The organism is Novosphingobium sp. IK01 (assembly GCF_033242265.1).
Taxonomy (GTDB): domain Bacteria; phylum Pseudomonadota; class Alphaproteobacteria; order Sphingomonadales; family Sphingomonadaceae; genus Novosphingobium; species Novosphingobium pituita.
On the sequence record NZ_BTFW01000001.1, the window covers coordinates 3,107,176 to 3,133,964 of the forward strand.

Annotated in this window: 24 protein-coding genes, 1 tRNA gene and 1 other RNA gene; 17 read left to right on the forward strand and 9 right to left on the reverse strand. The window is 65.5% G+C overall.

Annotated elements, in window-relative coordinates; all coding sequences use genetic code 11:
* Window positions 1-1,824: a glutamine--fructose-6-phosphate transaminase (isomerizing) gene (gene glmS / locus SBI20_RS14320; protein ID WP_317975650.1), complete on the forward strand. Its 1,824-nt coding sequence runs from the start codon at window positions 1-3 to the stop codon at window positions 1,822-1,824.
* A 108-nt stretch (window positions 1,825-1,932) separates the two neighbouring features.
* Here glmS and SBI20_RS14325 read toward each other — a convergent pair whose 3' ends face one another.
* From SBI20_RS14325 to purC, 5 genes are all read right to left on the reverse strand, one after another.
* Window positions 1,933-2,610, reverse strand: a complete 678-nt coding sequence (locus tag SBI20_RS14325) for a CDP-alcohol phosphatidyltransferase family protein (RefSeq protein WP_317975651.1) — start codon at window positions 2,608-2,610, stop codon at window positions 1,933-1,935.
* Between the two features lie 215 nt (window positions 2,611-2,825).
* Window positions 2,826-3,506 carry a phosphoribosylformylglycinamidine synthase subunit PurQ gene (gene purQ, locus SBI20_RS14330; RefSeq protein WP_317975652.1) on the reverse strand — a complete coding sequence of 227 codons (681 nt, stop codon included), beginning with the start codon at window positions 3,504-3,506 and terminating at the stop codon, window positions 2,826-2,828.
* Complete coding sequence (gene purS, locus SBI20_RS14335; RefSeq protein WP_317975653.1) at window positions 3,506-3,739, reverse strand: phosphoribosylformylglycinamidine synthase subunit PurS; 234 nt, start codon at window positions 3,737-3,739, stop codon at window positions 3,506-3,508. Before purS ends, purQ begins: the two co-directional genes overlap by 1 nt.
* 136 nt (window positions 3,740-3,875) lie before the next feature.
* Entirely contained in the window at window positions 3,876-6,734 is a 2,859-nt protein-coding gene (locus SBI20_RS14340) for a M16 family metallopeptidase (RefSeq protein WP_317975654.1), read from the reverse strand.
* A gap of 232 nt (window positions 6,735-6,966) precedes the next feature.
* Window positions 6,967-7,749 carry a phosphoribosylaminoimidazolesuccinocarboxamide synthase gene (purC, locus tag SBI20_RS14345; protein ID WP_317975655.1) on the reverse strand — a complete coding sequence of 261 codons (783 nt, stop codon included), beginning with the start codon at window positions 7,747-7,749 and terminating at the stop codon, window positions 6,967-6,969.
* 318 nt (window positions 7,750-8,067) lie between these two features.
* Between purC and wrbA the strand changes: the two genes are divergently transcribed.
* From wrbA to SBI20_RS14405, 12 genes are all read left to right on the forward strand, one after another.
* Window positions 8,068-8,667 carry an NAD(P)H:quinone oxidoreductase gene (gene wrbA, locus SBI20_RS14350; protein ID WP_317975656.1) on the forward strand — a complete coding sequence of 200 codons (600 nt, stop codon included), beginning with the start codon at window positions 8,068-8,070 and terminating at the stop codon, window positions 8,665-8,667.
* A gap of 184 nt (window positions 8,668-8,851) precedes the next feature.
* Window positions 8,852-9,265 (forward strand): ketosteroid isomerase-related protein, encoded by a 414-nt coding sequence (locus tag SBI20_RS14355; RefSeq protein WP_317975657.1) that lies wholly within the window; start codon window positions 8,852-8,854, stop codon window positions 9,263-9,265.
* Window positions 9,262-9,864, forward strand: a complete 603-nt coding sequence (locus SBI20_RS14360; protein WP_317975658.1) for a GNAT family N-acetyltransferase — start codon at window positions 9,262-9,264, stop codon at window positions 9,862-9,864. Before SBI20_RS14355 ends, SBI20_RS14360 begins: the two co-directional genes overlap by 4 nt.
* The gene (locus tag SBI20_RS14365; protein ID WP_317975659.1) at window positions 9,861-10,772 is read left to right on the forward strand and encodes a carbon-nitrogen hydrolase family protein; all 912 of its coding nucleotides are present in this window, start codon (window positions 9,861-9,863) and stop codon (window positions 10,770-10,772) included. Before SBI20_RS14360 ends, SBI20_RS14365 begins: the two co-directional genes overlap by 4 nt.
* Before the next feature lie 134 nt (window positions 10,773-10,906).
* A complete protein-coding gene (locus SBI20_RS14370) occupies window positions 10,907-11,371 on the forward strand; it encodes a low molecular weight protein-tyrosine-phosphatase (protein ID WP_317975660.1) in 465 nt (154 codons plus the stop codon).
* 85 nt (window positions 11,372-11,456) lie between these two features.
* Window positions 11,457-11,735, forward strand: a complete 279-nt coding sequence (locus SBI20_RS14375; RefSeq protein WP_317975661.1) for an ETC complex I subunit — start codon at window positions 11,457-11,459, stop codon at window positions 11,733-11,735.
* A 49-nt stretch (window positions 11,736-11,784) separates the two neighbouring features.
* An RNA gene (gene ffs / locus SBI20_RS14380) (signal recognition particle sRNA small type) lies at window positions 11,785-11,879 on the forward strand.
* 200 nt (window positions 11,880-12,079) lie between these two features.
* Entirely contained in the window at window positions 12,080-13,981 is a 1,902-nt protein-coding gene (locus tag SBI20_RS14385; protein ID WP_317975662.1) for a DNA polymerase III subunit gamma/tau, read from the forward strand.
* The gene (locus tag SBI20_RS14390) at window positions 13,978-14,313 is read left to right on the forward strand and encodes a YbaB/EbfC family nucleoid-associated protein (protein ID WP_317975663.1); all 336 of its coding nucleotides are present in this window, start codon (window positions 13,978-13,980) and stop codon (window positions 14,311-14,313) included. The genes SBI20_RS14385 and SBI20_RS14390 overlap by 4 nt, the downstream gene beginning before the upstream one ends.
* Before the next feature lie 138 nt (window positions 14,314-14,451).
* Window positions 14,452-15,579, forward strand: coding sequence for an MlaA family lipoprotein (locus tag SBI20_RS14395; protein WP_317975664.1), 1,128 nt, complete (start codon window positions 14,452-14,454; stop codon window positions 15,577-15,579).
* A 178-nt stretch (window positions 15,580-15,757) separates the two neighbouring features.
* Window positions 15,758-18,166, forward strand: a complete 2,409-nt coding sequence (lon, locus tag SBI20_RS14400) for an endopeptidase La (protein ID WP_317975665.1) — start codon at window positions 15,758-15,760, stop codon at window positions 18,164-18,166.
* 236 nt (window positions 18,167-18,402) lie between these two features.
* Window positions 18,403-18,675 (forward strand): HU family DNA-binding protein, encoded by a 273-nt coding sequence (locus SBI20_RS14405; RefSeq protein ID WP_317975666.1) that lies wholly within the window; start codon window positions 18,403-18,405, stop codon window positions 18,673-18,675.
* 82 nt (window positions 18,676-18,757) lie between these two features.
* Here the strand turns inward: SBI20_RS14405 and rlmB are convergent, their stop codons facing one another.
* Entirely contained in the window at window positions 18,758-19,606 is an 849-nt protein-coding gene (gene rlmB / locus SBI20_RS14410; RefSeq protein WP_317975667.1) for a 23S rRNA (guanosine(2251)-2'-O)-methyltransferase RlmB, read from the reverse strand.
* Window positions 19,607-19,793: 187 nt separating this feature from the next.
* On the opposite strand from rlmB, the gene SBI20_RS14415 reads away from it, so the two are divergent.
* Window positions 19,794-19,879, forward strand: a tRNA-Tyr gene (locus tag SBI20_RS14415).
* 131 nt (window positions 19,880-20,010) lie between these two features.
* On the opposite strand, the gene SBI20_RS14420 is transcribed toward SBI20_RS14415, so the two are convergent.
* Window positions 20,011-20,538, reverse strand: coding sequence for an excalibur calcium-binding domain-containing protein (locus tag SBI20_RS14420; RefSeq protein WP_317975668.1), 528 nt, complete (start codon window positions 20,536-20,538; stop codon window positions 20,011-20,013).
* 111 nt (window positions 20,539-20,649) lie between these two features.
* On the reverse strand, window positions 20,650-21,093 hold the full coding sequence (locus SBI20_RS14425) for a GNAT family N-acetyltransferase (RefSeq protein ID WP_317975669.1): 444 nt from the start codon (window positions 21,091-21,093) through the stop codon (window positions 20,650-20,652).
* A gap of 202 nt (window positions 21,094-21,295) precedes the next feature.
* Here SBI20_RS14425 and SBI20_RS14430 point away from each other — a divergent pair, with 202 nt between their 5' ends.
* From SBI20_RS14430 to acuI, 3 genes are all read left to right on the forward strand, one after another.
* Window positions 21,296-22,075 (forward strand): SDR family oxidoreductase, encoded by a 780-nt coding sequence (locus SBI20_RS14430; protein WP_317976148.1) that lies wholly within the window; start codon window positions 21,296-21,298, stop codon window positions 22,073-22,075.
* Window positions 22,076-22,270: 195 nt separating this feature from the next.
* On the forward strand, window positions 22,271-22,897 hold the full coding sequence (acuR, locus tag SBI20_RS14435; RefSeq protein ID WP_317975670.1) for an acrylate utilization transcriptional regulator AcuR: 627 nt from the start codon (window positions 22,271-22,273) through the stop codon (window positions 22,895-22,897).
* 11 nt (window positions 22,898-22,908) lie between these two features.
* Window positions 22,909-23,901, forward strand: a complete 993-nt coding sequence (gene acuI, locus SBI20_RS14440) for an acrylyl-CoA reductase (NADPH) (RefSeq protein WP_317975671.1) — start codon at window positions 22,909-22,911, stop codon at window positions 23,899-23,901.
* 59 nt (window positions 23,902-23,960) lie between these two features.
* Here acuI and mgtA read toward each other — a convergent pair whose 3' ends face one another.
* Window positions 23,961-26,492, reverse strand: coding sequence for a magnesium-translocating P-type ATPase (gene mgtA, locus SBI20_RS14445; protein WP_317975672.1), 2,532 nt, complete (start codon window positions 26,490-26,492; stop codon window positions 23,961-23,963).
* Between the last annotated feature and the right edge of the window lie 297 nt (window positions 26,493-26,789).

Here is a 26,789-nt window from a genome sequence, read left to right on the forward strand (position 1 = left end):
ATGTGCGGAATTATCGGAATCGTCGGCAAGGAGGAAGTCGCGGACCGGCTGGTCGATGGCCTGCGCCGCATGGAATATCGCGGCTATGACAGTGCCGGGGTCTGCACCGTCCACGACGGCCAGCTCGTGCGCCGCCGCGCCGAGGGCAAGCTCAACAATCTGGTCAAGGAACTGGCGGTCAACCCGGCGCCCGGCCTGATCGGCATTGCCCACACCCGCTGGGCCACCCATGGCGCCCCCACGACCAGCAATGCCCACCCCCATGCGACGGGCGAAGTGGCGCTGGTCCACAACGGCATCATCGAGAATTTCCGCCCCTTGCGCGAGGCGCTGATCGCGCGCGGGCGCATGTTTGAAAGCCAGACCGACACCGAAGTGGTCGCCCACCTCGTGTCCGAGCAGGTCGAGGCCGGGGCCAGCCCTGCCGAGGCGGTCAAGGCGGTGCTGCCCCAGTTGCGCGGCGCCTTTGCGCTGGCCATCGCGTTTCGCCAGCATCCCGACCTCCTGATCGGCGCGCGCCTCGGCTCGCCGCTGGTCGTCGGCTTTGGTGATGGCGAGACCTATCTGGGCTCCGATGCGCTGGCGCTCGCCCCGCTCACCCAGAAAGTGTCTTACCTCGAAGAAGGCGACTGGGTGATCGTCACGCGCGAGGGCGTGCAGGTCTTCGATGTCGACAACAACCCGGTCACCCGGCCCGTGGTGGCCTCGGGCGCGACGGCGGCGGCCATCGAGAAGGGCAACTATCGCCACTTCATGCTCAAGGAGATCTTCGAGCAGCCGATCGTGGTTGCCCAGACCCTGCGTTCCTATCTGCGCCGGGTCGAGGAGACCGTCTCGCTGCCCCAGATCGACTTCGACTTGGCCAGCATCAACCGCGTGACCATCGTGGCCTGCGGCACCAGCTATTATGCCGGGATGGTGGCCAAGTACTGGTTCGAGCAGTTCGCGCGCCTGCCGGTCGATATCGATGTGGCCAGCGAGTTCCGCTATCGCGATCCCGTGCTCGAACCGGGCGGGCTGGCGCTGTTCATCTCGCAGAGCGGCGAGACCGCCGATACCCTGGCCGCGCTGCGCCATTGCAAGGCCGCCGGGCAAACGATTGCGGTCGTCGTCAACGTGCCGACCAGCACGATGGCGCGCGAGGCCGACCTGCTGCTGCCCACCCACGCGGGCCCTGAAATCGGCGTCGCCTCGACCAAGGCGTTCACCTGCCAGCTGGCCGTTCTGGCCGCACTGGCCGCCCATCTGGCGGTCAAGCGCGGGCGCCTCTCGGCCGGGGAGGAGGCAACCATCGTCGAGCAACTGGCCGAGGCGCCCGCCGCGCTCAACGCCGCGCTCGCCCATGACGAGGAAATCGCCGCGATGGCCCCGCTGATCGCGCCTGCGCGCGACGTGCTCTATCTCGGGCGCGGGCCGGATTATCCGCTGGCCCTCGAAGGCGCGCTCAAGCTCAAGGAAATCAGCTATATCCATGCCGAAGGCTATGCTTCGGGCGAGATGAAGCACGGGCCGATCGCGCTGATCGACGAGGCCGTGCCGGTGATCGTGCTGGCGCCCTCGGGCCCGCTGTTCGAGAAGACCGTCTCCAACATGCAGGAAGTGCGTGCGCGCGGCGGCAAGATCGTGCTGATCTCGGATGCCGAAGGGCTGGCCGAGGCGGGCGAGGGGTGCCTTGCCACCATCGAGATGCCCAAGGTTCACCCGCTGATCGCGCCGCTGGTCTATGCCGTGCCTGTGCAATTGCTGGCCTATCACGTCGCGGTGGCCAAGGGCACCGATGTCGACCAGCCGCGCAATCTGGCCAAGAGCGTCACGGTCGAGTGATCCGGATACGGAAACGCCGCGCTCCGGGGCTCCGGGCGCGGCGTTTTCGTTTTCTGGGTGCCTGATCCGAAACTGTCGTTTCGAATCAGGCTATGACAGAGGAATGGATCAGTGACCCAGCTGGGCGAGGCGGCGGCCGCTGGCCAGGGTCTGGAGCACGAAGAGCACGACGAGGATCGCCGCCACGGTGCCCACGAAGATGTCGAAGCCCGAGATCGTGCCGAACAGGCCGGGGCCGGAGCCCAGGATCATCATCATCGTGGTCAGCCCGATCAGCAGGAAGCGCAGTTCCGTCGGCCCGGCGGCCAGATAGGACAGCTTGAGCTCGCCCAGCACGCGTGCCGACAGGTAGGCGTGGATCGAGAGCATCAGGTAGCCGACCAGCGCAAAGAGCGCGACGTCCATCGTGACGTAGGGGCTCGCGCCCATGCCGCCCAGAATGAACAGGATGGTCAGCGCGTCGCAGCTGTGGTCGATGAAGTAGCCATAGGAAGGCCGCTCGATCTTGCGGAAGCGCGCGAGGCTGCCGTCCATCGAATCGCCAAACCACTGCATGGCATAGCCAAGATAGGTCAGCAGCAGCCAGCCCGTGCCCCAGTTGCTTGCGGCATAGCCCACGCCGACGAGCGCGGCACCGAACAGGCCAAAAGCGGTCAGCCGGTCGGGCGTGACCCATCCGGGCATGCGGGCGCACATGCGAATCAGCAGGCGGCGCTCGCTATCGGCCAAAACATTCCGCTGGATGCGCTGGAGCTTGCCAGCGCTGGGGTGTAACCTCTCTGTCATGGCGCCTTATCGGCCTAGCGCACGGCTTCGGCAAGGGCCAGTTTCGTCATATTCCGCCCAGAATACGCGCAGAATACCCCTTTTTTCGGGATAACGACTGATTGTTGCAGGAATCTGACGGGAGGCATTTTCCGTTTCATCTGAAAACGAAGCGCGCCGCGCACCCGGCCTCGGGTGGCGGCGCGCAAAGCGTGCCAGAACGGGATTGGAAACGGTCAGGCCGCGACGTTGAGCCCGGCCAGAACGCCCTCGAACAGCTTGCGGCCGTCGGTTCCGCCCTGGGCCGCCTCGATCATGCGCTCGGGGTGGGGCATCATGCCCAGCACGTTGCCAGCTTGGTTGAGCACCCCGGCAATGTCGCGCTGCGATCCGTTGACCGGCTCGGCATAACGGAACGCCACCTGGCCTTCGCCTTCGAGGCGGTCGAGCGTTTCCGCGTCGGCAAAGTAGTTGCCGTCGTGGTGGGCGACCGGGATCGTGATGATCTGGTCCTTGAAGTAGCGCTGGGTGAAGCGCGAGGACGTGTTCTCGACCTTGAGCGGCACTTCGCGGCACACGAAGCGGATGCCGGCATTGCGCATCAGCGCGCCCGGCAGCAACCCGGCTTCGGTCAGGATCTGGAAGCCGTTGCACACGCCGAGCACGGGAACCCCGCGACCGGCAGCCTCGACAACCGCCTTCATGATCGGCGAACGGGCCGCCATGGCACCCGAGCGCAGATAGTCGCCATACGAGAACCCACCGGGAACGGCGATGAAATCAAGGCCTTCGGGCAGGCTGGCGTCGCCATGCCAGACGCGGTGGACAGTGCCGCCGCAGACCTCTTCCACCGCCACAGCCATGTCGCGGTCGCAGTTCGAGCCGGGGAAGGTGATGACGGCGGACGAGAACGACATCAGGCCACCTTTTCGATGCGGTAGTTTTCGATCACCATGTTGGCCAGCAGCTTGCGGCACATGTCGTCGAGCTGTTCGTCGGTGGTCGTGTCGGCCACGTCGAGTTCGAACAGGCGCCCGGCGCGCACATCGCTCACCCCGGTAAAGCCCAGACCTTCGAGCGCGTGGTGAATTGCGCGACCCTGCGGATCGAGCACCCCGTTCTTGAGGCTGACGTGAACGCGGACCTTCATCGGCTTTGGGCCTTTCGCAAAATATACGGCGGAAACTGGTGATCGCTCGATCGGGACTCGTGCGCGCCTATGCCCGCCCCGCGCACGAAGGGCAAGCTTTGCTGCGCCGATTCGCGGTGTTTGGGGCCCGCTGTTTTCATGCTTTGGGGGCCGGGGCTCCTTCGGGCAGGACCAGCACCGTCACCGCGCGCCCGGGATCGAGGAAGCGGCGGGCGGCAGCCTGAATGTCGGCGGGGGTGAGCGCCATGAGCCGGGCCCGCGCGGCCTGGAACCGCGCGATCCGGTCGGGCTTCGACTGGGCCCGTTCGGTCAGGGCCAGCCAGCCGGCATTGCTCTTGAGCGCATTGTCGAGGCGTTCGAGCATCGGCGCGCGGGCGCGGGTGAAGATGTCGGCGCTGACCGGGCGGGCGAGGAGGCCTGCCGCAGTCCGGGCGAGCGCGGCGCGCGTGGCCGCGACATCGGCGACATCGACCCCGGCCTGAAGGGTGAACGTACCCCAGCCCTTGTAGAACTGGTCCTGATCGCTCGATGCGCCCGGCGAATAGGCCTTGCCGAGCTTCTCGCGCACGCTGTCGGTCACTTCGACCCCGGCCACTTGCGCGAGGAGGTTGAGGGTCATCGTCAGTTCGGGATCGCTGTTGTCGGCCGTCGGCCAGATCAGCCGCACGAGGGCCTGATCGGCCGCGCTCTTGTGACGCAGCACGGCAAGGCCGCGATGGTCGGTAAAGTGACGCGCGCGCGCGGCTTCCCACGCCCCGAACGCAGGGTCGCGTGCGGGCAGCGCGCCAAAGGTGCGCGCCACATCGGCAATCGCGGCGCTCTCGTCGATGTCGCCGACCATGGCGATTTCGAGCGCGCCATGGGCCAGCCTGTCGGCCAGCGCGGCCTTGAGCCGGGCGAATGTCAGCGCCTGATAGGCCGGGGCCGGTTGCAGCGTGAAGCGCGGGTCGTCGTCGTTCAGGATTCCGCCGAGATGGGCTCCGAGGGCAGAGGCGAGGGTGGCGTCCATCCGGGCAAAGGCATTGGTCATGCTCTGGTGGAACATCTCTTCGGCCTCGGGGCGATAGCCCGGATCGGTGATCTGGGCGGCCAGAAGCTGAAGCTGGAGCAGCAGGTCCGGTCCGGTCGTCGTGCCCCCGGCGGTGAAGGCATCGCCCTGGCTGATCAGGGTATTGCCCAGCGCATGGCCCGCCAGCAGTGTCTGCAACTGGTCCTGGCTGAACTGGCCGAGCCCGCCCGCCGGCAGCATCGGCGCCATCGTCACGGCCAGCGGGTTTTCGCGCGTGGCGAGCATGTCGCCCCCGTCGAGGGTGAGGCGGACATGGATGCGGTCGGCTTCGAGCGTGGTGCGCTTGAGGTTGAGCATGACCCCGTTGGCAAAGCGCAGGGTGCGGATGCCCAGCACGGGGTCGGTGCTGTCGGCCACGATGGTTCCGGGCTTGCCGAAATCGGTATAGGTGAAGGTGCTGGCCGTGGCGGCCCGTGCGGCCACGACAGGGGCCTTCACGGCCTTGTCCCAGGTCTGGCGCAGGGCCGCAACGCCGCCTTCGGGCGCCTTGCGACCCTGGAAACGGATCAGCGGATCATCGAGCGGAACCGCTTCGCGGCGCAGTGCGGCCAGCACGGTTTCGGGCGTGATCGTGGGTGCAAAGGCGGCGAAACGCGCTTTCGCGCCGCTCGGGGTGGTGGGTACGGTATCGTCGTGCAGCATCGAGATCACCAGCGCGACGAGCGTGGCATTGCTGCGGGTGGCTTCGCCCGCGGCGGCATTGTCGATGGCGGTGCGCAAGTTGGCGACCTGCTCGGCCACTTCGGCCGGGGTGAAGCCCATGGTCATCGCCTCGTGCCATGTGCCCGCTGCGGCCTCCAGCCCGCGCGCCCAGCCGCCATCGGGCGTTTCGACGATCAGGTTGGTGGTGCGGCCGATGTGGAACACATCGCTGGTGCCAAAGCCCGCGCCGCGAAATGGCGGATCGGCCTGTCGCGAGAGCGACTGGAAACGGCGGTTGATGATGCCATAGCCGATCTGGCGCAACAGCGCCTCGCGGCGGTTGGCTTGCGTGTCGGGCTCGTCGAGCCAGGGGCCATGGCGCGAGACGGACACGCGCTCGGACAGCGCGGGGTTGAGCCAGATATCGCTCGCCCCCTTCTGGCCGGGGTCGACGGTGCCCTGATCCGGGCGGGCCTGACCGGGGGCGGCCTGCCAGTCGCCGAAGCGGGCCTTGATGCGCGCCTCGATCGCGGCAGGGTCGATGTCGCCCACGACGACCAGCGTGGTCTTGTCGGGTCCATAATGGGCCTGCCAGAACGCCTTGAGGCCCTTGGCCGTGGCCGCTTCCAGGCTGGCGACGGTGCCGATGGGCAGGCGCTGGGTATAGGTCGCATGGGGGTAGAGAAAGCCGATCTGCTCCCTGAAATTGTCGAGGACATAGCCTTGCCCGTCGCGCAGTTCGGACAGCACGATCCCGCGCTCGCGCGAGACGGCGCCGGGCGTGAAGGTCAGCTCGCTGGCGGTCTCGCGCATGAGCATCAGCGCGGTGTCGATCCGCTCGTCGTCGGCGCGCGGCAGGTCGAGCATGTAGGTGGTCTGCTCGAAGCCGGTCTGGGCGTTGGTGTCCGCGCCGAAGGCCAGCCCCTTGCGTTCGAGCAGGCGCACCATCTCGCCCTCGGGAACATGGGTGCTGCCGTTGAAGGCCATGTGCTCGATGAAATGGGCATAGCCGCGCGTGGCCGGCCCTTCGTCGAGCGAGCCGGTCGCGACGTCGAGGCGCACCATGGCCGTGCCCGCGGGCGTGTGGTTGGCCCGGATCACATAGCGCATGCCATTGGCGAGGCGGCCAAAACGGAACGCCGGATCGGGGGCGAGGTCCGATGTCTCGAACGCCCATGGGGCTGGCGCGGGCGGGGCGGCCCATGCGGGATGCGACAGGCTCCCGCCCATGCCGAGCAGGGCCAGCAGGGGAAGGGCGAACGAAAACGGTGCGCGAAACGACATCACCTCGCCTTGTGCCCGCATAAAACGCCCAATGCCACCCCGGATCATCCCCGCTTGCGTCTTCTCTCCGGCGTCGGAGCCCCTCCACCACCCGCTGCGCGGGCGGTCCCCCTCCCCACGATGTGGGGAGGATCGGGGGAGGTGGCAGGCCGTGAGGCCTGACGGAGGGGCGGTCACAAAAAAGCCGGGGTGGTGAACCCCGGCTGTTTTGGTTGTGGCCCGGAAAAAGGGCTTACTTCTTGGTGCGCAGCTTGCGGTGGGCGCCAAGATCGAGCACTTCGCTCGGGCCGTCGTTGTCGAGCAGGCCGAGGCGACGCGCGACTTCCTGATAGGCTTCTTCTTCGCCGCCCAGGTCGCGACGGAAGCGATCCTTGTCGAGCTTTTCGCCGGTGACCATGTCCCACAGGCGGCAGCCGTCGGGGCTGATTTCGTCGGCGAGGATCACGCGGCTGTAGTCGCCGTCCCAGATGCGCCCGAATTCGAGCTTGAAGTCGACCAGACGGATGTTGATCGCCGCGAACATCCCCACGAGGAAGTCGTTCACGCGGATCGCCATCGAGGAGATGTCCTGCATTTCCTCGTTGTTGGCCCAGCCGAAGCAGGCGATGTGCTCTTCAGCGATCATCGGATCGCCCAGCGCATCGTCCTTGTAGTAATATTCGATCAGCGTGTGGGGCAGCGGCTCGCCCTCGGGGATGCCCAGGCGCTTGGAGATCGAACCGGCGGCCACGTTGCGCACGACCACTTCGATCGGCACGATTTCCACCTGACGCACGAGCTGTTCGCGCATGTTCAGGCGGCGGATGAAGTGGGTGGGAATGCCGATGTGCGACAGGCGGGTGAACACATACTCGCTGATGCGGTTGTTGATCACGCCCTTGCCGTTGATCGTGCCGCGCTTCTGCGCGTTGAATGCGGTGGCATCATCCTTGAAGTACTGGATGATGGTGCCCGGCTCAGGACCTTCATAGAGGATCTTGGCCTTGCCTTCGTAGATCTGGCGGCGACGCGACATGCGGCTTCTTCCTGCAAGGGCGGGGGCATTTGGCAAGCCCCCTTGGCAAAACAAGAAACCCCGGCTCACGAGGGAGCCGCAAGGCGGCTGCATCGTTCAGGCCGGGGCATTTTCCGCTTCGCCCATAGGCGAAAATGCGGGGAAAGGCAAACGCGGCGCGGGTCTTCCATCAATTAGAACATTTCGTGCGATCTTATCGCTCTATCTGGAAAGGTATGGGTGGGGCACAAGGAACCCGTCGCCGCTCTGGCGGTTGCTTTTTCTGCGATCCCTATCCCGTCTCGTCCCCCTTTCCATCTTGTCCAAGGATGCTGTGTAATGAGCAAGGTTCTCGTTCTCTACTACTCGACCTATGGCCACATCGAAACCATGGCCAATGCCATTGCCGAAGGTGCGCGCGAAACCGGCGCCACTGTCGACGTGAAGCGCGTTCCCGAAACCGTTCCGCTCGAAATCGCGCAGAAGGCCCACTTCAAGCTCGATCAGGCCGCCCCGGTGGCGACCGTGGCCGAACTGGCCGAATACGATGCCATCATCGTGGGCACCGGCACCCGCTTTGGCCGCATCAGCTCGCAGATGGCCGCGTTCCTCGATCAGGCCGGCGGCCTGTGGGCGACCGGCGCGCTCAACGGCAAGGTCGGCGCGGCCTTCACCTCGACCGCCAGCCAGCATGGCGGGCAGGAAACCACCCTGTTCTCGATCATCACCAACCTGCAGCACTTCGGCATGACCGTGGTCGGCCTCGACTATGGCTTCCAGGGCCAGCTGGGTCACGAAGTGGTCGTCGGCGGCGCGCCCTATGGCGCCACCACGATTGCCGGTGGCGACGGCAGCCGACAGCCGAGCGAAACCGAACTCGACGGCGCGCGCTATCTGGGCCGCCGCGTGGCCAACACGGCGACCAAGCTGTTCGGCTGATCGCCGCATTCGATGGCGTGAAAACAGGGCCGGGGCACTTGAGCGGTGTCCCGGCCTTTTTCCTGTGCGCGGGGAAGGCGCTTGTTGCACAGCGGCAATACAGCGTGCCGGAACCGTATGTGGCGAGGGCCCCGGCGATGGTCTAGGCGTGGGCCATCATCCGATTGTTCTGGAGCCTTGCCTGATGTCGCGCGAAGCCACGCTTGCCCTGCTGGAAACCTATTATGGCGCCTTCAATGCGGGCGACTGGGAAGGGATGCTGGCCTGCCTGTCCGATGATGTGGCGCACGACATCAACCAGGGCGCGCGCCAGACCGGCAAGGACACCTTCCGCGCGTTCATGGGCCACATGGAACGCTGCTACAAGGAACGCCTTGAAGACATCGTGCTCATGGCCAGCGAGGATGGCACCCGCGCTGCTGCCGAATTCGTCGTCCATGGCCAGTACCTGACGACCGACGAAGGCCTGCCCGAGGCGCAGGGCCAGACGTATGTGCTCCCCGCCGGGGCCTTCCTCGCCATCGAAAATGGCAAGATCACCCGCCTGACGATGTACTACAACCTCGCCGACTGGACCGCGCAGGTGGTCGGCGCATGACCATTGCGGTCCGCCCGCTGGTCGGCGCGGAAATCGCCGCTGCGCTCGATGATCTGGCGGCCCTGCGGATCGCGGTCTTCGCGGCCTGGCCCTATCTCTACGACGGGGACCGGGCCTACGAGGCGGACTATCTCAGGGACTATGCCGCCGCGCCCGGTGCGGTGCTGGTCGCCGCTTTTGATGGCGAGGGGAGTGGCGGGCGCCTTGTCGGGGCGGCCACGGCGGCCCCGATGATGCACCAGAAGGCGGCGTTTCGCGAACCTTTCGCCGCGCGCGGGATCGATGTGACGCGGCTGTTCTACTTCGGCGAAAGCGTGCTGCTGCCCGAATACCGCGGCCATGGCATCGGCCATGCGTTCTTCGACGCGCGCGAGGCGGCGGCCCGCAGCGCGGGTGCCAGTGCGGCCTGTTTTGCCGCCGTGGTGCGCGCGCCCGACCATCCCGCGCGGCCTGCCGGTTATCGCCCGCTCGACGATTTCTGGCACAAGCGGGGCTATGCCCTCGTCCCGGGCCTGACCACGCAGCTGTCGTGGAAAGAGCATGGCGAGGTGCAGGAAAGCCCCAAGACCATGCAATACTGGATCAGGCATTTCGAATGACCCGTTTTACCGTCGCTGCGGCGCAATATCCGATTGATTCCCTCGAAAGCTGGGACGCCTATGTCGCCAAGCTGACGCGCTGGGTGGAAGAGGCCGTCGCGGCGGGCGCCGCGCTGCTGGTCTTCCCCGAATATGGCGCGATGGAGCTTTCGAGCCTCGATCCGGCGACGATGGGCGATCTGGCCGGGTCGATCGACACGGTTTCCGCGCTCCTGCCGCAAGTCGATGCGCTGCACGCCGATCTGGCACGCCGCCACGGTGTCTACATCCTGGCCGCCAGCGCGCCGCGCCGCGATGATGCGCGCACGGTGCGCAATGCTGCACGGCTCTTCGCGCCCAGCGGCGCCATGGCCACGCAGGACAAGCTGGTGATGACCCGCTTCGAGCGCGAGGAATGGGCGATCACGGGCGGAGAAGGGATCAAGGTCTTCGATACCGCGCTCGGGCGGCTGGCCATCGCGATCTGCTATGACAGCGAGTTTCCGCTGCTCGCCCGCGCGGCGGTCGAGGGCGGGGCGCACGTTCTGCTCGTGCCCAGTTGCACCGACACGCTCCATGGCTACTGGCGCGTGCGCATCGGCAGCCAGGCCCGTGCGCTCGAAGGGCAGTGCTATGTCGTCCAGTCGCCCACCGTGGGCGAGGCGCCATGGTCGCCGGCCGTCGATGTCAATCGCGGGGCCGCCGGGGTCTATGGCCCGCCCGATGCCGCGCCGGTCGGGGGTGGCATGCCCGCCGATGGCGTGGTCGCGCTGGGCGAGGAAGGCGTCGCGGCCTGGGTCTATGGGGTGATCGATACCGCCCATGTCGATGGCCTGCGCGCGCAAGGCGGGGTGCTGACGGTGGCCCACTGGTCCGAACAGCCGGGCGCGGGGGCGCTGCCACCCGCCGAACTGGTCCCGTTGCGCTAGGAACGAGGCAGGTGGCCTGATGGGAAGTCCGGCTTCGGGCTGGACATTTTGCATTGCAGCGTATTCTATTGCACTGCAATCAAGGGGGCGGTCAGGGGGCCGCATCTTGCGCTTTGCGACGGGAAGGGAATGCGGTGAGCCAGCCTGCGGTGCTGTTCGTCTGTCTGGGCAATATCTGTCGTTCGCCAATGGCCGAGGCCGCCTTTCGAGAAGAGGCGGTCAAGGCCGGGCTGGCGGTGACCATCGAATCGGCGGGGACCGGTGGCTGGCATGTCGGCAATCCGCCCGACCCGCGTGCGCAGGCCGAGGCGCTGCGCCACGGGGTCGACATCTCGAAATATCGCGCGCGGCAGGTAGTGGAGGAGGATTTTGTCCGCTTCGGCCAGATTTTCGCGCTCGATCCGCAGAACCTTCAGGATCTGAAGCGGATTGCCCCGCGCCGCACGCTGGCCAAAGTCGGCCTGCTGATGGACCTCGTTCCGGGCCGGGCCGGAACTGCGGTGATCGATCCCTATTACGGCACGGACGAGGACTTTGCCGAGGCCTGGGACGATGTGAGTCTGGCCGCTCAGCGGCTCGTGGCGCGCATGTTGCGCTAGGCGCGGGGGCGCTCCGGGCGCTGTCTGAATGCGATTTCGGCAATTCTGCTTGATTTGCACCGCGATTCGCCCGAAAGCAGCGCCCATGCCCGCACGCATCTACCAGCGCCCGAAAAACGCCATGCAGTCCGGCAAGGCCCGGATTGCCGATTGGCTCCTCGAATTCGCTCCGGCGGAGGCCAAGCGCCCCGATCCGTTGATGGGATGGGCCGGTTCCGGCGACACCCAGCAGCAGGTCGTGCTCAAGTTTGCCTCCGAGGCCGACGCGCTCGCCTATGCCGAAAAGTACGGCATCGAGGTGCACGTCACGCCTTCGCCGGTCCATCGCCTCAAGATCCAGAGCTACGCCGACAATTTCCGCTGATATGAAAACCGGCGCTTGCAATCGGCGCGCGCCGGCGCCATAGGCCGGGCCGGGAGTCGGGCGGACGTTTGCGTTCGCCAACCTGGTCAGGTCCGGAAGGAAGCAGCCACAACGGATTGCGGCGGGTCGCCCGGCTCCTTCGACGACATGGATCATTCGATCCGCCTCGTCGAACTTTCAGCGCCACAGGTGACCCTGCCCGCATTTGCCGGCTTCAGGCTCCGCGCTGTCGCTTCCCAAACCTGATTTTCAGCCGATGCGGTCCCCCGGACGGACCGGTTCCGGTGAAAAGCGCGTCGCGCACCTTCGACATTTGCGCGTTGTGCGCTTACCTTTGGGACACGATGGCTGATTCAACCGACATGTTTGGCGCTGCGCCCGAGCCGCAGGATGCCGGTTCCAGTGCTGCTGAGCTTGAAGCGGCAGGGCAGGGCGCCATGTTCGGTGAGCCTGTTGCCGCTGCGATTCCTGCGGCAACCCCTGTTTCGGCGCCCGTTCCCGTTGCGGCTCCGGTCGCTCCGGCCCAGCCCTATCGCGTGCTGGCGCGCAAGTATCGCCCACAGACCTTCTCGGCGCTGATCGGGCAGGAAGCCATGGTCCAGACCCTGGCCAATGCCATCCGGCGCGACCGTCTGGCCCACGCCTTTCTGATGACCGGCGTGCGCGGGGTGGGCAAGACCAGCACCGCGCGCCTGATCGCCAAGGCGCTCAACTGCATCGGCCCCGATGGGCAGGGCGGCCCGACGATCGACCCTTGCGGCCAGTGCGAGCCGTGCCGTGCGATTGCCGAAGGGCGCCATATCGACGTGATCGAGATGGACGCGGCCAGCCACACCGGCGTCGACGACGTGCGCGAGATCATCGAGGCGGTGCGCTATGCTGCCGTTTCGGCGCGCTACAAGATCTACATCATCGACGAAGTTCACATGCTCAGCCGCAATGCGTTCAACGCCTTGCTCAAGACGCTCGAAGAGCCGCCGGCCCATGTGAAGTTCCTGTTTGCCACGACCGAAGTCGACAAGCTGCCGGTCACCGTGCTTTCGCGGTGCCAGCGTTTCGATTTGCGGCGCATTCCGACGACCTTGCTCGCGCAGCATTTCGCCCACGTCTGCAAGGAAGAAGGCGTCGAGGCCGAGGACGAGGCGCTCGCCATGGTCGCCGCCGCCGCCGAAGGGTCTGCGCGCGACGGGCTCTCGATCCTCGATCAGGCGATCAGCCACGCCGACCTTGCCGGAAGCGGAGAGGGCGAGACCATCCGCGTGAGCGCCGAGCAGGTGCGCGACATGCTCGGCCTTGCCGACAAGACGCTCCAGCGCCGTCTGTTCGCCGCCCTGCTGGCTGCCGATGGCCCCGCCCTGCTGGAGGAAGTGGCCCACCAGTACGCGCTCGGGATCGAACCGGTGGCGATGATGCGTGCCCAGCTCGATCTCGTCCACAAGATCACCGTCACCCAGATCAGCGGCCCGGAAGGACAGGCCCGCTCCGCCGAGGAAAGCGCCGCGCTCGAAGGCTGGGCGGCAGACCTTGGCGCGGGCCAGTTGCATCGCCTGTGGCAATTGCTGCTCAAGGGCCACGACGAAGTGCGCACCGCGCCCGATCCGCTCGTGGCCGCGCAGATGTCCCTGCTGCGCGCGCTCCATGCGGCGGGCATGCCCGATCCGGGCGGCCTCGTGCGCAAGATGGAAGAAATGCTGGCCCAGGCGCCCGCGCTGGCAGCGGCTGCCGCTGCGGCGCAGGCGGGCGGAGAAGGGGCTCCTGCCGGCGCCACCGGTCTCGTGCCCGGTGCCAGTGCCAATGCCAATGCCAATGCCAATGCCGGTATCGGCGTGGGTGCGGGCATGGACTGGGAAGGCCTTGTCGAGCAGGTCGAGGAAATCTCGCCGCTGACGGGCGCGACCATGCGCCTGTCGGTGCGCCTGATCGAACTGCGCCGGGGCACCTTGCGCTATCAGCTCGCGCCGGGCCTGCCAGGCGACCCCACGGCGGACATCAAGAAGACCTTGCAGGGCCTGACCGGCGAAATGTGGCTGGTCGAACGCCTCGATGGCGAAGCGGCAGCAGGGGCGCTGCCCAGCCTGGTCGAGGCGAAACAGGCCCGCGAAGCCGAGGCGGAGGCCGCGATGCGGGCCGACCCCCTCGTGCGCGCGGCGCTCGAAGCCTTTCCGGGCGCTGAAATTCTCGACGAATCCAACCCTGCCACGGCCGAACGTCGGCCCTGGCAGCCTGCGCGGAGCAGACAAGCATGAAGTCCATGGAAGAAATGATCCAGGCTGCCCAGAAGGCCGCCGAAACGATCCAGCGCCAGATGGAGGACGCCCAGGGGCGCCTCGACGGCATCGAGGTGGAAGGCGCGGCCGGTGGCGGTCTCGTCAAGATCAAGGCTTCGGCCAAGGGGCGCGTGATCGGCGTCTCGATCGACGACAGCCTGCTGGTTCCCGCCGACAAGGGCATCCTCGAAGACCTCGTGGCCGCGGCCTTCAACGACGCGCGCACCAAGGCCGATGCGGCAGCGGGCGAGGAAATGCAGAAGGTGCAGATGGCGGCGGGCATTCCGCCGGGCTTCAAGCTGCCGTTCTGATTCGGCCCTGATCTGTCTGGTCCTGCCACAGGGGCGCTCATTTGACCGATCCTGTGGCATGGCCGTAGTTCTGCCATGATCGTTGCGCAATGAAACGGGTGTCCTGCAAGCGATTGTGGCGGGGCTTATGACGGGGACATGATGATCGTATTGCTTGCCGCCGCGCTGGCCAGTGCCGCGCCGACCGAAACCGGTGTAGCCCAGAACGCGTCAGCGCCTGCTGCTGTGGATGCCAGTCAGGCGGCGCAAGGGCAGCCGGCACCGGCTGGTGTGGCTGGCGCGAGTGCCCCCGATGCTGCCCCCGATGCTGCGATGGCCGCGCCGCCGCCGGTCGCCCCTGAGGCCGCACCGGTCGTGTCTTCGCAAGCGACCGCCTCGGAGCCCGCCGCAACGCCCGCGCCGGCAACCCCGGCCCGGCCCCAGACGACGACGGGCGCCCCCATCGTGGTCGAAGGGCGCACCAAGGCGCCTCCGGGTGATCCGGTGATCAAGCTCAACATGGCGAGCTATTCGGTCGCCCAGTCGGTCGATCACGCGATCATCGAGCCTGCCGCGATGGGTTACAAGAAGCATGTGCCCAGCCCGATCCGTGCGGCCGTGCGCCACTTCTTTGCCAACCTGACCGAGCCGGTCATCGCGGTCAATTTCCTGCTCCAGCTCCATCCGGGCAAGGCTGCCGAAACGGTGGGCCGCTTCGGGATCAACTCGACCATCGGCATTGGCGGCCTGCTCGACGTGGCCAAGACCAAGACCTTCAAGCTGCCCTACCGGGTCAATGGTTTCGGCTATACCTTCGCCTATTACGGGGTGAAGCCGGGGCCGTTCCTGTTCATCCCGCTGGTTGGCCCGACGACCTTGCGCGATGCCATCGGTCTGGGACTGGATCGCATGGTCCTGCCGCTCGTGGTCGGTGGCCCGCTGCGCAGCCCCTATTACGTGGCCAGCTCCTTCGTGGTGCGCTCGCTCAACGACCGTCTGGCCGCCGACGAAGGCATCCGCGAGGCCCGCGCGAGCAGCGACCCCTACACTTCGACCAAGAACGCCTACCTCGCCCAGCGCCAGGCCGAGATCGACGAGCTCAAGGGGCACAAGCACAAGGTCGCCCCGCCAGCCGAACCGGTGCCGGCAGCCCCCGGTTCGGGCGAACCTGCGGCCTCGGCTCCATCTGGCGGGCCGGCCGCCCCGGCGCAGCCTGCTGCGCCGACAACGCCGCCTGTTTCCACTCCTGCGCCCGGCCAGGCTCCGGCGGCAAACCCGATTCCCTGAAGAATCGGGCCCCGGACAGTGCAAAACGGGGGCGGGAAGGGCTGAAATTCGCCAATCCCCAGCCGTCTTGCCCGTTGGGCATTGCGGGGCCAGACATGGGCCCCCATATCCTGATCATATCTGTGGAAAGGCCTGAGGCTCGCCATTGGGTTCTCAGCTGGGACGGACAACTGAACGCATGACATTCTACCCGCTGCTTCCCCTGCGCGACATCGTCGTGTTCCCCGGCATGGTCGTGCCGCTGTTCGTGGGCCGTGAAAAGTCGGTGGCCGCGCTCGAAACCGCGATGGCCGGCTCGAAGGAAATCTTCCTGCTCGCCCAGCTCGACCCCGGCTGCGACGACCCGGACCGCGACGACCTTTATGAAACCGGCGTGATCGCCTCGGTGCTTCAGCTGCTCAAGCTGCCCGATGGCACCGTGCGCGTGCTCGTCGAGGGGCACCGGCGCGCCGAACTCAAGACCCTTCAGGCCGAAACTGGCGGCAATGGCGCCATGCTGATGGCGCAGGTCGAACCGATCGAGCCGGAACCGATGACCGGGACCGAAGTCTCGGCCATGATGCGCTCGGTGGTCGATCAGTTCGCCGAATATGCCAAGCTGTCCAAGAAGCTCCCGCAGGATGCCGGGCAGCAACTGGGCGACATCGACGACGCGGGCAAGCTGGCCGATGCGGTCGCCGCCAACCTTGCCGCCAAGGTCGCCGACAAGCAGGCCGTGCTCTCGGAAACCGACGCGCTCAAGCGTCTGGAAATGGTGCTTTCCTTCATGGAGGGCGAACTGGGCGTGCTTCAGGTGGAGCGCAAGATCCGTGGCCGCGTGAAGCGCCAGATGGAAAAGACCCAGCGCGAATATTACCTCAACGAGCAGCTCAAGGCGATCCAGTCCGAACTGGGCGGCGGCGACGAGGGTGAAGCCAACGAGATTCAGGAGCTTCAGGAAAAGATCGACGGCCTCAAGCTGTCGAAGGAAGCCCGCGCCAAGGCCCAGGCCGAGCTGAAAAAGCTCAAGACCATGCAGCCGATGAGCGCCGAGGCGACCGTCATCCGCAACTATCTCGACGTGCTGCTGGGCCTGCCGTGGGGCAAGCGCTCGAAGCTCAAGAAGGATATTCCCGGCGCGCAGGCCGTGCTCGATGCGGATCACTACGCGCTCGACAAGGTCAAGGACCGCATCGTCGAATATCTCGCGGTTCAGGCGCGCACCAACAAGCTCAAGGGGCCGATCCTGTGCCTCGTGGGCCCGCCGGGCGTGGGCAAGACCTCGCTGGGCAAGTCGATCGCCAAGGCGACCGGGCGCCAGTTCATCCGCCAGTCGCTGGGCGGCGTGCGTGACGAGGCCGAGATTCGCGGCCACCGCCGCACCTACATCGGCTCGCTGCCGGGCAAGATCGTGACCAACCTGCGCAAGGCGGGCACGTCCAACCCGCTGTTCCTGCTCGACGAGATCGACAAGCTCGGCCAGGATTTCCGCGGCGATCCGGCCTCGGCCCTGCTCGAAGTGCTCGATCCCGAACAGAACGCCAAGTTCCAGGATCACTACCTCGAACTCGACATCGACCTGTCGGATGTCATGTTCGTGTGCACGGCCAACAGCCTGAACCTGCCCCAGCCGCTGCTCGACCGCATGGAGATCATCCGTCTCGAAGGCTATACCGAGGACGAGAAGGTCGAGATCGCCGAGCGCCATCTGGTGGACAAGCAGGTGGAGGCGCATGGGTTGCGCAAGGGCGAGTTCGAACTGACCCAGCCCGCGCTGCGCGACCTCATCCGCTACTACACCCGCGAGGCGGGCGTGCGCACGCTGGAGCGCGAAGTGGCCCGTCTGGCCCGCAAGTCGCTGCGCAAGATCCTTGAAGGCAAGGAAAAGAGCGTGACGATCACGCCCGAAAACCTCGCCGACTTTGCCGGTGTGCCCAAGTACCGCCATGGCGTCTCCGACGAGGAGAACCAGGTCGGCGCGGTCACCGGTCTGGCATGGACCGAAGTGGGCGGCGAACTGCTCACCATCGAAAGCGTGACCGTTCCGGGCAAGGGCGCCGTGCGCACGACCGGCAAGCTGGGCGAAGTGATGAGCGAGAGCGTCCAGATGGCGTTCAGCTTCGTCAAGGCGCGCAGCCCGGCCTATGGCATCAAGCCCTCGATCTTCCAGCGCAAGGACCTGCACATCCACCTTCCCGAAGGCGCCGTGCCCAAGGACGGGCCGAGCGCGGGCATCGGCATGGTGACCGCGATGGTCTCGACCCTGACCGGCATTCCCGTGCGCGCCGACGTGGCGATGACCGGCGAGGTCACGCTGCGGGGCCGCGTGCTGGCCATCGGCGGCCTCAAGGAAAAGCTGCTGGCTGCGCTGCGGGGCGGGATCAAGACTGTCCTGATCCCCGAGGAAAACCGCAAGGATCTGGCTGAAATCCCGGCCAATATCCGCGAGGGGCTGGATATCATCCCGGTTTCCCATGTCGACGAAGTTCTGGCCCGTGCGCTCGTCGCCCCGGTCGAGCCCATCGAATGGACCGAGGCCGACGATCTGGCCACCCAACCCGCCGCGCCGATCGCGCCGGGCGGGGCAGCGGGAGCAACCGCACACTGACCGTTCGGGGAGCCCGTTCAGGCTTTCCCATGCAGGCATGAAACACGAAAAGCCGCACGCGCAGACCTTGCGTGCGGCTTTTTGCATGAGCGCGAACATGCCGGATTCCGGGCATAATTTGGGGTCATCGCGCTCTTTTGCCTTTGACACGCATTTCTTTCTCGGCTCTCTTCCCGGCAATCTGAAAAGACGAGTCCGAAGGCATTTTCTCCGATAAGAACTAGGGGTTTTCGCACATGAACAAGAACGATCTGATCAGCGCTGTCGCCGATGCGAGCGGCCTGCCCAAGGGCGACGCGATGAAGGCGGTGGAAGCCGTGTTCGACGCGATTACGCAGGCGCTGTCCAAGGGCGACGAAGTGCGTCTGGTTGGTTTCGGGACGTTCTCGGTGGCCAAGCGCAAGGCTTCGACGGGCCGCAATCCGCGCACGGGCGAGCCGATGGAAATCGAGGCCTCGACCCAGCCCAAGTTCAAGGCCGGCAAGGGCCTCAAGGACGCCGTGAACTAAGTTTTTCCCACAGCTTTGCTGCGCACAAAAAAGGCCGCGTCGACAGGATCGACGCGGCCCTTTTTTGTTTCTGCCGAAAGGATCAGTCCTCGGCCGTCTCGCGCGTGGCGGCGGCATAGAGGGCGATGGCCGCCGCGTTCGAGACATTGAGGCTCTCGACCGCGCCGCTGATCGGCAGGCGGGCGATGGAATCGCAATGCTGCATCACGTTGTGGCGCATGCCTTCGCCCTCGGCGCCCAGCACGAGCGCGATCGGCCCGGCGGGCAGGGCCGAAGGGAACGTCGCGCGGCCTTCGCCGTCGAGGCCGATGCGCCAGTACCCGGCTTCCGCAATCGATTCGAGCGCGCGGGCCAGATTGACCACCCGCACCCACGGCACGACTTCGAGCGCGCCCGAGGCGGACTTTGCCAGCGTGCCCGATTCGGGCGGGGCATGACGATCCTGGGTGATCAGCGCGGCCACGTCGAACGCCGCGCACGAACGCAGGATCGCGCCGACATTGTGCGGGTCGGTCACCTGGTCGAGAATCACCAGCGTGCGTCCCTCGGCCTCTTCGAGCACTTCATCGAGCGCCACATCGTCGAGCGGGGTGCATTCGAGCACGAGACCCTGATGGGGTGCATCGCGCGCCACGAGGCGCGCCAGATCGACTGCCTGGGCATATTCCACCGGCAGTTCACGCGGCAATTCAGCATCATGGTCATCGAGCATGGCCTGAATCGCCTCGCGCGTGCCCCACAGCTTCTTGGCGGTGCGGTTGGGGTTGGTGAGGGCGGCCTCGATCGCGTGGCGGCCCCAGAGCCGCACGGTCCCGGCAGAACCGCGGCCCGACCCGCGCCCCCCCTGGTTGCGCCCGGCCCGCCCGCGCAGCGCGCGTCCCTTCTTGCCACTGTCCTGGCGGTTGTTGTTATCATCATCGTGGCGGGGCATGCGAACACCTGTGTATAAAATCAAAAAACTGTCACGCCCTTAGCCACCCCCCCCATTGACAGGCAAGCGATCGTTCGCCAAATGGCCCTCACTCGGCCGGACGGACTGGCTCGCTTCTAGCGAAAAAGTCCATTCAAAAGCGGGAAGTCCTTGAAAAAGGAAGTCCCAGCACCGGCAAATCTGGTGTGGACAGGTGGCCGAGTGGTTAAAGGCAGCAGACTGTAAATCTGCCCGCGCAAGCGTACGCTAGTTCGAATCTAGCCCTGTCCACCACCAGTGCTTTTTTCTTCAATGATCGCTGGTGCTTACTCCGGTTTTGCGGCTGATTCTGGCGAACTTTTCATGCACGTTCGCCATCGCCTTGTCCGCGAGAGTGCGTCTGGCATCGAAAGAACCTGTGACGGTCACATGGTGCGATGAGGTTCGCAGGCGATTCCGTCGCCGTCTCCGTCCATCTCGGGGCGATAGCCTGGTTCATCACGGTAGATCGGGGCTGTTCCTGCCGCCCGAGCTTCATTGCATCCCCGCCAATAGTCACCGGCCTGCGGGGGGCGGGCACGCAATATGCCTGCTTTGACAGGCAAGCTATTGTCCTGTGGTTCAATCGGTTCGCTGACCTGAAGTGGGCGGGCATGGGGTTTGCCTGCTTTGGCAGGCAAGCTGTTATCCAGCGGCTCAATGCGTTCACTGGCCTGAAGTGGGCGGATATGGGGGGCGTCTGCTTTTGCAGGCAGATCATTGGCCGATGACGCAATCCGTTCAGGGCCGCCTTTGCCTATCGAGACGGACCCCAGCCCCACGATAGCCCCGAATATGGCAGCTGCGCCGAGCACCTTGACCGCTGTAGGGACAGGTTCCTGTTCCGGTGGGAGCGGGTTATCGCGGCGTTGACTGCTGGACGAGCCACGATTGGGAAAAGAATTTCGGCGCATCGGGTCTGGATAACGATCCAGGGTTAAAAGCCGGTTTCTTTTGGTGCCAACCCGTTGACGGGCGGCTGAAAAAGCCGGTTTTTGTGTTGCGGCGCAAGGGCCCGAAAAGCATCAGGACACGGGGATCGGGCCTTTGCTGAGACGCTTGCGCAGGAAGAACCGCTTTTGACCGATGGGATGATCGTCCAGAGTGCCGAACACTTCGAAGCCCAGTTTCTCGTAAAAGCCGCGAGCCTGGAATTCATAGGTGTCGAGCCAAAGGCCGATGCAACCGTTGGCGCGTGCGATGTTCTCGGCCTGCGCCATCAGAGCTTTGCCGCAACCTTTCCCGCGTAGATTCTCCGGGACCGCCAGCAGTTCTACGAAAAGCCAATCATAAGCGCATTTCCCCCATAGGCCGCCAACGTGTTCGCCCAGCTTGTCGGTCAACAGGATCGCCACCGGACGGATACGCGGGTCTCCTGCCTGGGCGATGTTATAGGATCGAAGCGGCGCGAGCACGGCATTGCGGTGCGCGTCTGTGGGGTCTTCCGGGATCGTGATCTTGAACGTCATGGAGCGGACATAGCCCGTCTTTGTTTGCCCCTGAAGGCCTTCCCCGGGAACGATTTGTTTTGAGAAGTTGCTGCTACCGGGCCGATGCTGTAGAACGAGAGGGTAATCGGGAGTTTTCGAAATGATCCAGCGTCACCGCTGAAGCGGAAAGACATACACCTGCGGAGTGATCCGCCGACTGGACTCTGTTTTCGAGAACATCATGCGAAGACTGGAAAATAAGACGTGTGTCGTGACTGGCGCGGCACGTGGGATTGGTCGTGCTATTGCAGCCCGCTTCCATGAGGAAGGGGCTGTCGTCATCGTCACCGACATAGACGAAGCCGCAGGGGCGGCGACTGCTGCCGCAATTGGATGTCGGTTCGAGCCGCTCGACGTCCGCGAGGAAGGAGACTGGTCGCGTTTGGCCAAGGCCGTCCCGGTGGCCGATGTGGTGGTCAACAATGCGGGCGTAACCGGATTTGAGGCGGGCATGGTGCCTCATGATCCGGAACACGCCAGCCTTGCCGATTGGCGCGAGGTTCATCGGGTCAATCTGGATGGCACGTTTCTCGGCTGCCGCTATGCGATCGGCGCGATGAAAGGGGCAGGGACGGGCTCGATCATCAACATATCGTCGCGATCAGGGCTGGTCGGTATACCCGGTGCGGCGGCCTATGCTTCGTCCAAAGCTGCGATCCGCAACCACAGCAAGACGGTTGCGCTCTACTGCGCGCAACAGGGGTGGACGATACGCTGCAATTCGATCCACCCCGCCGCGATCCTGACGCCAATCTGGGAGCCGATGCTGGGCACTGGTCCGGACCGGGATGCCAAAGCGCGGGCTTTCGTTGCCGACACACCGCTCAAGCGGTTCGGGAGGCCTGATGAAGTCGCGGCGATCGCCGTCACTCTCGCCTCGGACGAAGCAACCTATGTTACCGGCACGGAAGTGGTCATCGACGGTGGCCTGCTGGCCGGCTCGGCCGCGACACCCGGCTAAACGCATTGGTGGGGGTGGCCAGCCGGCTCCCTTCACCTCACTCTATCGTGATGAAGAGACTGCGGAAGGGGTGCGTATGATCGCAAGCCCCCAACTTGACGCTGCGCCGTGCTGATTTCGAACGGGTTTTGCAAAGATCAAGCAGTCACCGAACTCGCAGTAGATTTATTGGACGAATCGGTCTATTAAATTTCCATGAGCGATGCCCCAGCCAAACGCCGTGGTCGGCCCAAGTCGAAACCCGAGGATGCCGGCGCCCGGCAGGCGCTGATCCGGGCGGGGCTCGAGCATTTGACCGAGAAGGGCTATTCGGCGGTCGGGGTCGACGAGATCCTGCGTAGCGCCGAAGTGCCCAAGGGCAGTTTTTATCATTACTTCAAAAGCAAGGCCGATTTCGGGGCCCAGCTCGTCGAGGCCTACCATACCTTCTTCGTGGGCATGCTCGAGCGCTCGCTATCGAACGCCGACCTTCCCCCGCTCGAACGGCTTCGCGCTTTCACGCTTGAGGCAGAAGCGGGCATGGCGCGTCACGGTTTTCGCAAAGGCTGCCTTGTCGGCAACCTTGGCCAGGAAATGGGGGCCTTGCCCGAGCCGTTCCGCGACCAGCTCGTGGCCGTCCTGACCGACTGGCAGGAGCGGACGCGGCGCTGCCTTGCCAGGGCGCAGAGCGAGGGGACGCTCGCCAGGAGCCACGATCCCGGCCAGCTTTCTGCCTTTTTCTGGATCGGCTGGGAAGGCGCGGTCCTGCGCGCCAAGCTCGAACGCAGCCCCGAGCCGTTGCGCGCCTTTTCCGACCAGTTTTTTCGTTTCGTTACCTCCTGAAAGGACTTCTCATGTTCGATGCAATCCTCATCGCCAAGGATGGCGAGCAACAGGTCGTGCGCCTCACCCAGGTCGACGAAAGCCAACTGCCGGAAGGTGATGTCGAGGTTGCGGTCGCCTATTCGACGCTCAACTACAAGGATGCCCTGGCCATCACCGGAGCCTCGCCGGTTGTACGCAGCTTCCCCATGGTTCCCGGCATTGATTTTGCCGGGGTCGTTACGGCCAGCACGCATGCGGACTACAAGCCCGGCGACAGCGTGATCCTCAATGGCTGGGGTGTCGGCGAGAAGCACTGGGGCGGGCTGTCGCAGCGCGCGCGTGTCCCTGGTGACTGGCTGGTTCCGCTTCCCGAGGGGATTTCCCTGCGCCAGGCTATGGCCATCGGCACGGCGGGCTACACGGCGATGCTCTGCATCGATGCGCTCGAACGCTACGGCCTGACGCCAGATGCCGGAGAAATCGCGGTCAGCGGCGCGGCTGGCGGTGTCGGCAGCATTGCGACCATCCTCTTGGCGGCGCGCGGCTATTCGGTCGCGGCAATCACGGGCCGGCCGACGGAAGCCGATTATCTGCGCGAGCTTGGTGCTGCGACGATCGTCGATCGTAGCGAGCTGTCCGGAAAGGTCCGTCCGCTGGCGAAAGAGCGCTGGGCAGGCGCAATCGATGTCGCCGGCAGCACGATTCTTGCCAACCTGCTCGCCTCGATCCGCTATGGCGGCGCTGTGGCGGCGTGCGGTCTGGCGGCTGGCATGGATCTTCCCGCAACTGTGGCGCCCTTCATTCTTCGCGGGGTTTCGCTCCTGGGCGTCGACAGTGTGATGGCGCCGCAGTCGAAACGTCTGGCGGCTTGGGCCGGGCTGGCTCGCGACCTCGACATGGACCGCCTGGCGAAGATGACGAACGAGATCGCGCTTGCCGATGTGATCGGGACGGCACCTGACTTCCTTGCCGGTAAAGTCCGGGGCCGTATCGTGGTTCCGGTTGCGCCGGATCTGGGCTGAACTCGAATTTTTGCACAGTCTGCTCGTGCCTGCCTGCGCGTGTGCGGCCAGCAACAGCTTTATGTTCTGGCCGCAAAGCGTTTCAGGAATTCGGCGCTGGCCAGATAGACGGCGGTCACTGCGCCAATCGCGGCGAGAACGACAAGGCCGGGTTGGCCGAAGGCGAACCATCGCCCCGCGATCGTGAAGGGCACGGCCAGCGCGATGGCCAGGGCAAAGAACGCGGACAGCAGCAGGCGGCGGTCGGGCGGTGATTGCCAGGGAAGGCTGCGAGTGCGGATCACGAAGACGACGAGGATTTGCGTCGCGATCGATTCGAGGAACCAGGCCGTGCGGAACTCCGGCGCGGCGAGATGGAAACCCGCGAGGAGAATGAGGAAGGTCAGCCCGTCGAAGACCGAGGACAGCGGCCCCATGACGCCTGCATATCGGACGATGCCACGCATGTTCCAGCGCTGCGGACGGGCGAGATCGGCGGTGTCGATCGTGTCGAACGGGATGCCGATCTCCGAAAGGTCGTACAGGAGGTTGTTGAGAAGAATCTGTGTGGCGAGCAGGGGCAGGAACGGCAGGAAGAGCGAGGCCGCCGCCATCGATAGCATGTTGCCGAAGTTCGAACTCGATCCCATGCGGACATATTTGAGGACATTCGCGAAGGTCCGGCGCCCTTCCTCGACGCCATCGGCAACGACATTGAGATCGGCCGCAAGCAGGATCATATCCGCTGCAGCCCGCGCCACGCCGGTGGCGCCATCGACGGACAGGCCGATGTCGGCGACCCGGATGCCGGGCGCGTCGTTGACGCCGTCACCCAGGAAACCCACAGTTTCGCCCCTCGCCTGAAGGGCGCGCACCACGCGCACTTTTTGGTCCGGTGTCAGCCGACCGTAAAGATCCACGTCCTGGACCCTCGCCCGGAATGCATCTTCGCTCAGTTTCGCCAGTTCCGGTCCGGCCAGCACCTCCTTGCTGGTCAGTCCCACCAGCCCGGCGACGCGGGCAACGACCAGCGGATCGTCGCCGGACAGGACCTTCACCCGCACGCCAGCGGCAGCCAGCCGCTTGAGCGCGTCGCATGCCGTTGCCTTGGGAGGATCAGCGAACGTGCAAAAGCCTTCAAGGATCAGGCCGCTCTCATCGCCTGGCTGGAGCGCGTCGCCAGCGATGGTGCAGGTCTTCGATGCAACGGCGATGGCACGGAGCCCTTGCGCGGCGAGCTGCTTCAGCTCGGCGGTGATGGCCGACCGCGCCGCTTCGTCCAGCACGGGTGTGGCCTGACCTTCTCGCCTGCGGTCGCAGACGTCAAGGATCGCCTCGGGTGCGCCCTTGCAGATGAGCACGCGTTCATCGCCGCGTTTGGCCAGCACGGAGCCGCGCCTCCGCTCATAGCTGAAACCGACCCGCCCTTCGGCTGTCCAGCCATCGGCGGCACCAGGCGCCGCTGTCGACAAGGCGGCGTCCATTGCCCCCCGATCTCCTGCCAATGCGGCGCAGACGCCCGCGAGTTCGGCGACGCGCGGATCATTCTGGCCCTTGGCATCGAGGCTGCCGGCCAGAACGATCTCGGCCGAGGTCAGCGTGCCGGTCTTGTCAGTGCACAGGACGGTCATGGCGCCCAGGTCGTGGATCGAGGCCAGACGCTTGACGATGACCTTGCGTCTGGCCATCCGCACCGCACCCCGCGAAAGGGTCACGGTCGTGATCATCGGCAACAGTTCGGGCGTCAGGCCGACGGCAAGCGCCACGGCGAACATCAGCGACTGGATCAGGGGACGGCCGAACAGCAGGTTTACGGTGAGCACCGCAGCCGAGAGGACGCCGGCGGCGCGGGCGACGACGAAACCGAGCGCGCGCAGATCACGCTGGAACGGCGATGGGGAAGCATCTTCCGCCAGCAGCGAGGCAACCGCACCGAACACCGTGTTGCGGCCGGTGGCGACCGCGAGAGCCGTGGCTTCGCCGGTTTGGGCGACAGAGCCCCTGAAGAGGGCATTGGTTGCATCAGCGGCCGAGAGGGACGCCACGATGCCTCGGCGCTTCTCGACCGGATAGGGTTCGCCCGTCATCGCCGCTTCGTTGACGGTGAAGCTGGAGGCCTCGATGACCAGCGCATCGGCTGGAATGACGTCGCCGGTGCGCACGCGGAACACTTCGCCCGGCACGATGTCGGTCGCCGGGACGGTCTGAAACTTGCCCTCGCGCAGCACTTCGGCTGACAAGGCGACCGATTGCTTGAGAGCTTCCGCCGCCTTTGCGGCGCGACCCTCCTGCACGGCATCGAGACCGACCGACACGACAATGATCACGATGATGATGGCCGCGCTGGCGGCGTCTCCGGTCGCAGCCGATATGCCGGCCGCAAACAGCAGGACAAGGGTCAGCGGTTCGAGGAAACGGCGCCCGACGGCTCTCACGAGGGAGGTATGACGCGGCACGGCATCAACATTGTGTCCGCAGGATTCCAGGCGCGTGCGCGCCTCGTCGGCGCCAAGCCCCTGATCGCTCGACTTCAGCGCGGCAAAAGTCGCATCGAGCGGCTCTGTCCAGAATGGCGGCAGGCCGGTTGCCGTTTCGCGCTGCGCTTCTGCCATTCTCACGTCTCCGATCACACCCGCCCGCCCGGGCGTTACTCGGCGTGTTCTCTATTGATCAACTCTGTTGACGTCCCCGGAGCATTTATCTCAGAGTCTGATCTGAAATGAAAGTTTTATATCAGGTATTTAAGCCCTGAGTCCGCTTCAGGGTGCCGGTTGGTCCACCTCTGTCGACGCATGCCAGGGCGGCCTTGGGGCCCCGCGCAGAAGTGCTTTGAAGGTTTCCATCCGATTCTGTAACGAGCATCTCCAATCGCCTCGCGCTCGGCTCTTATGGCCAGCAACTCGTATGAA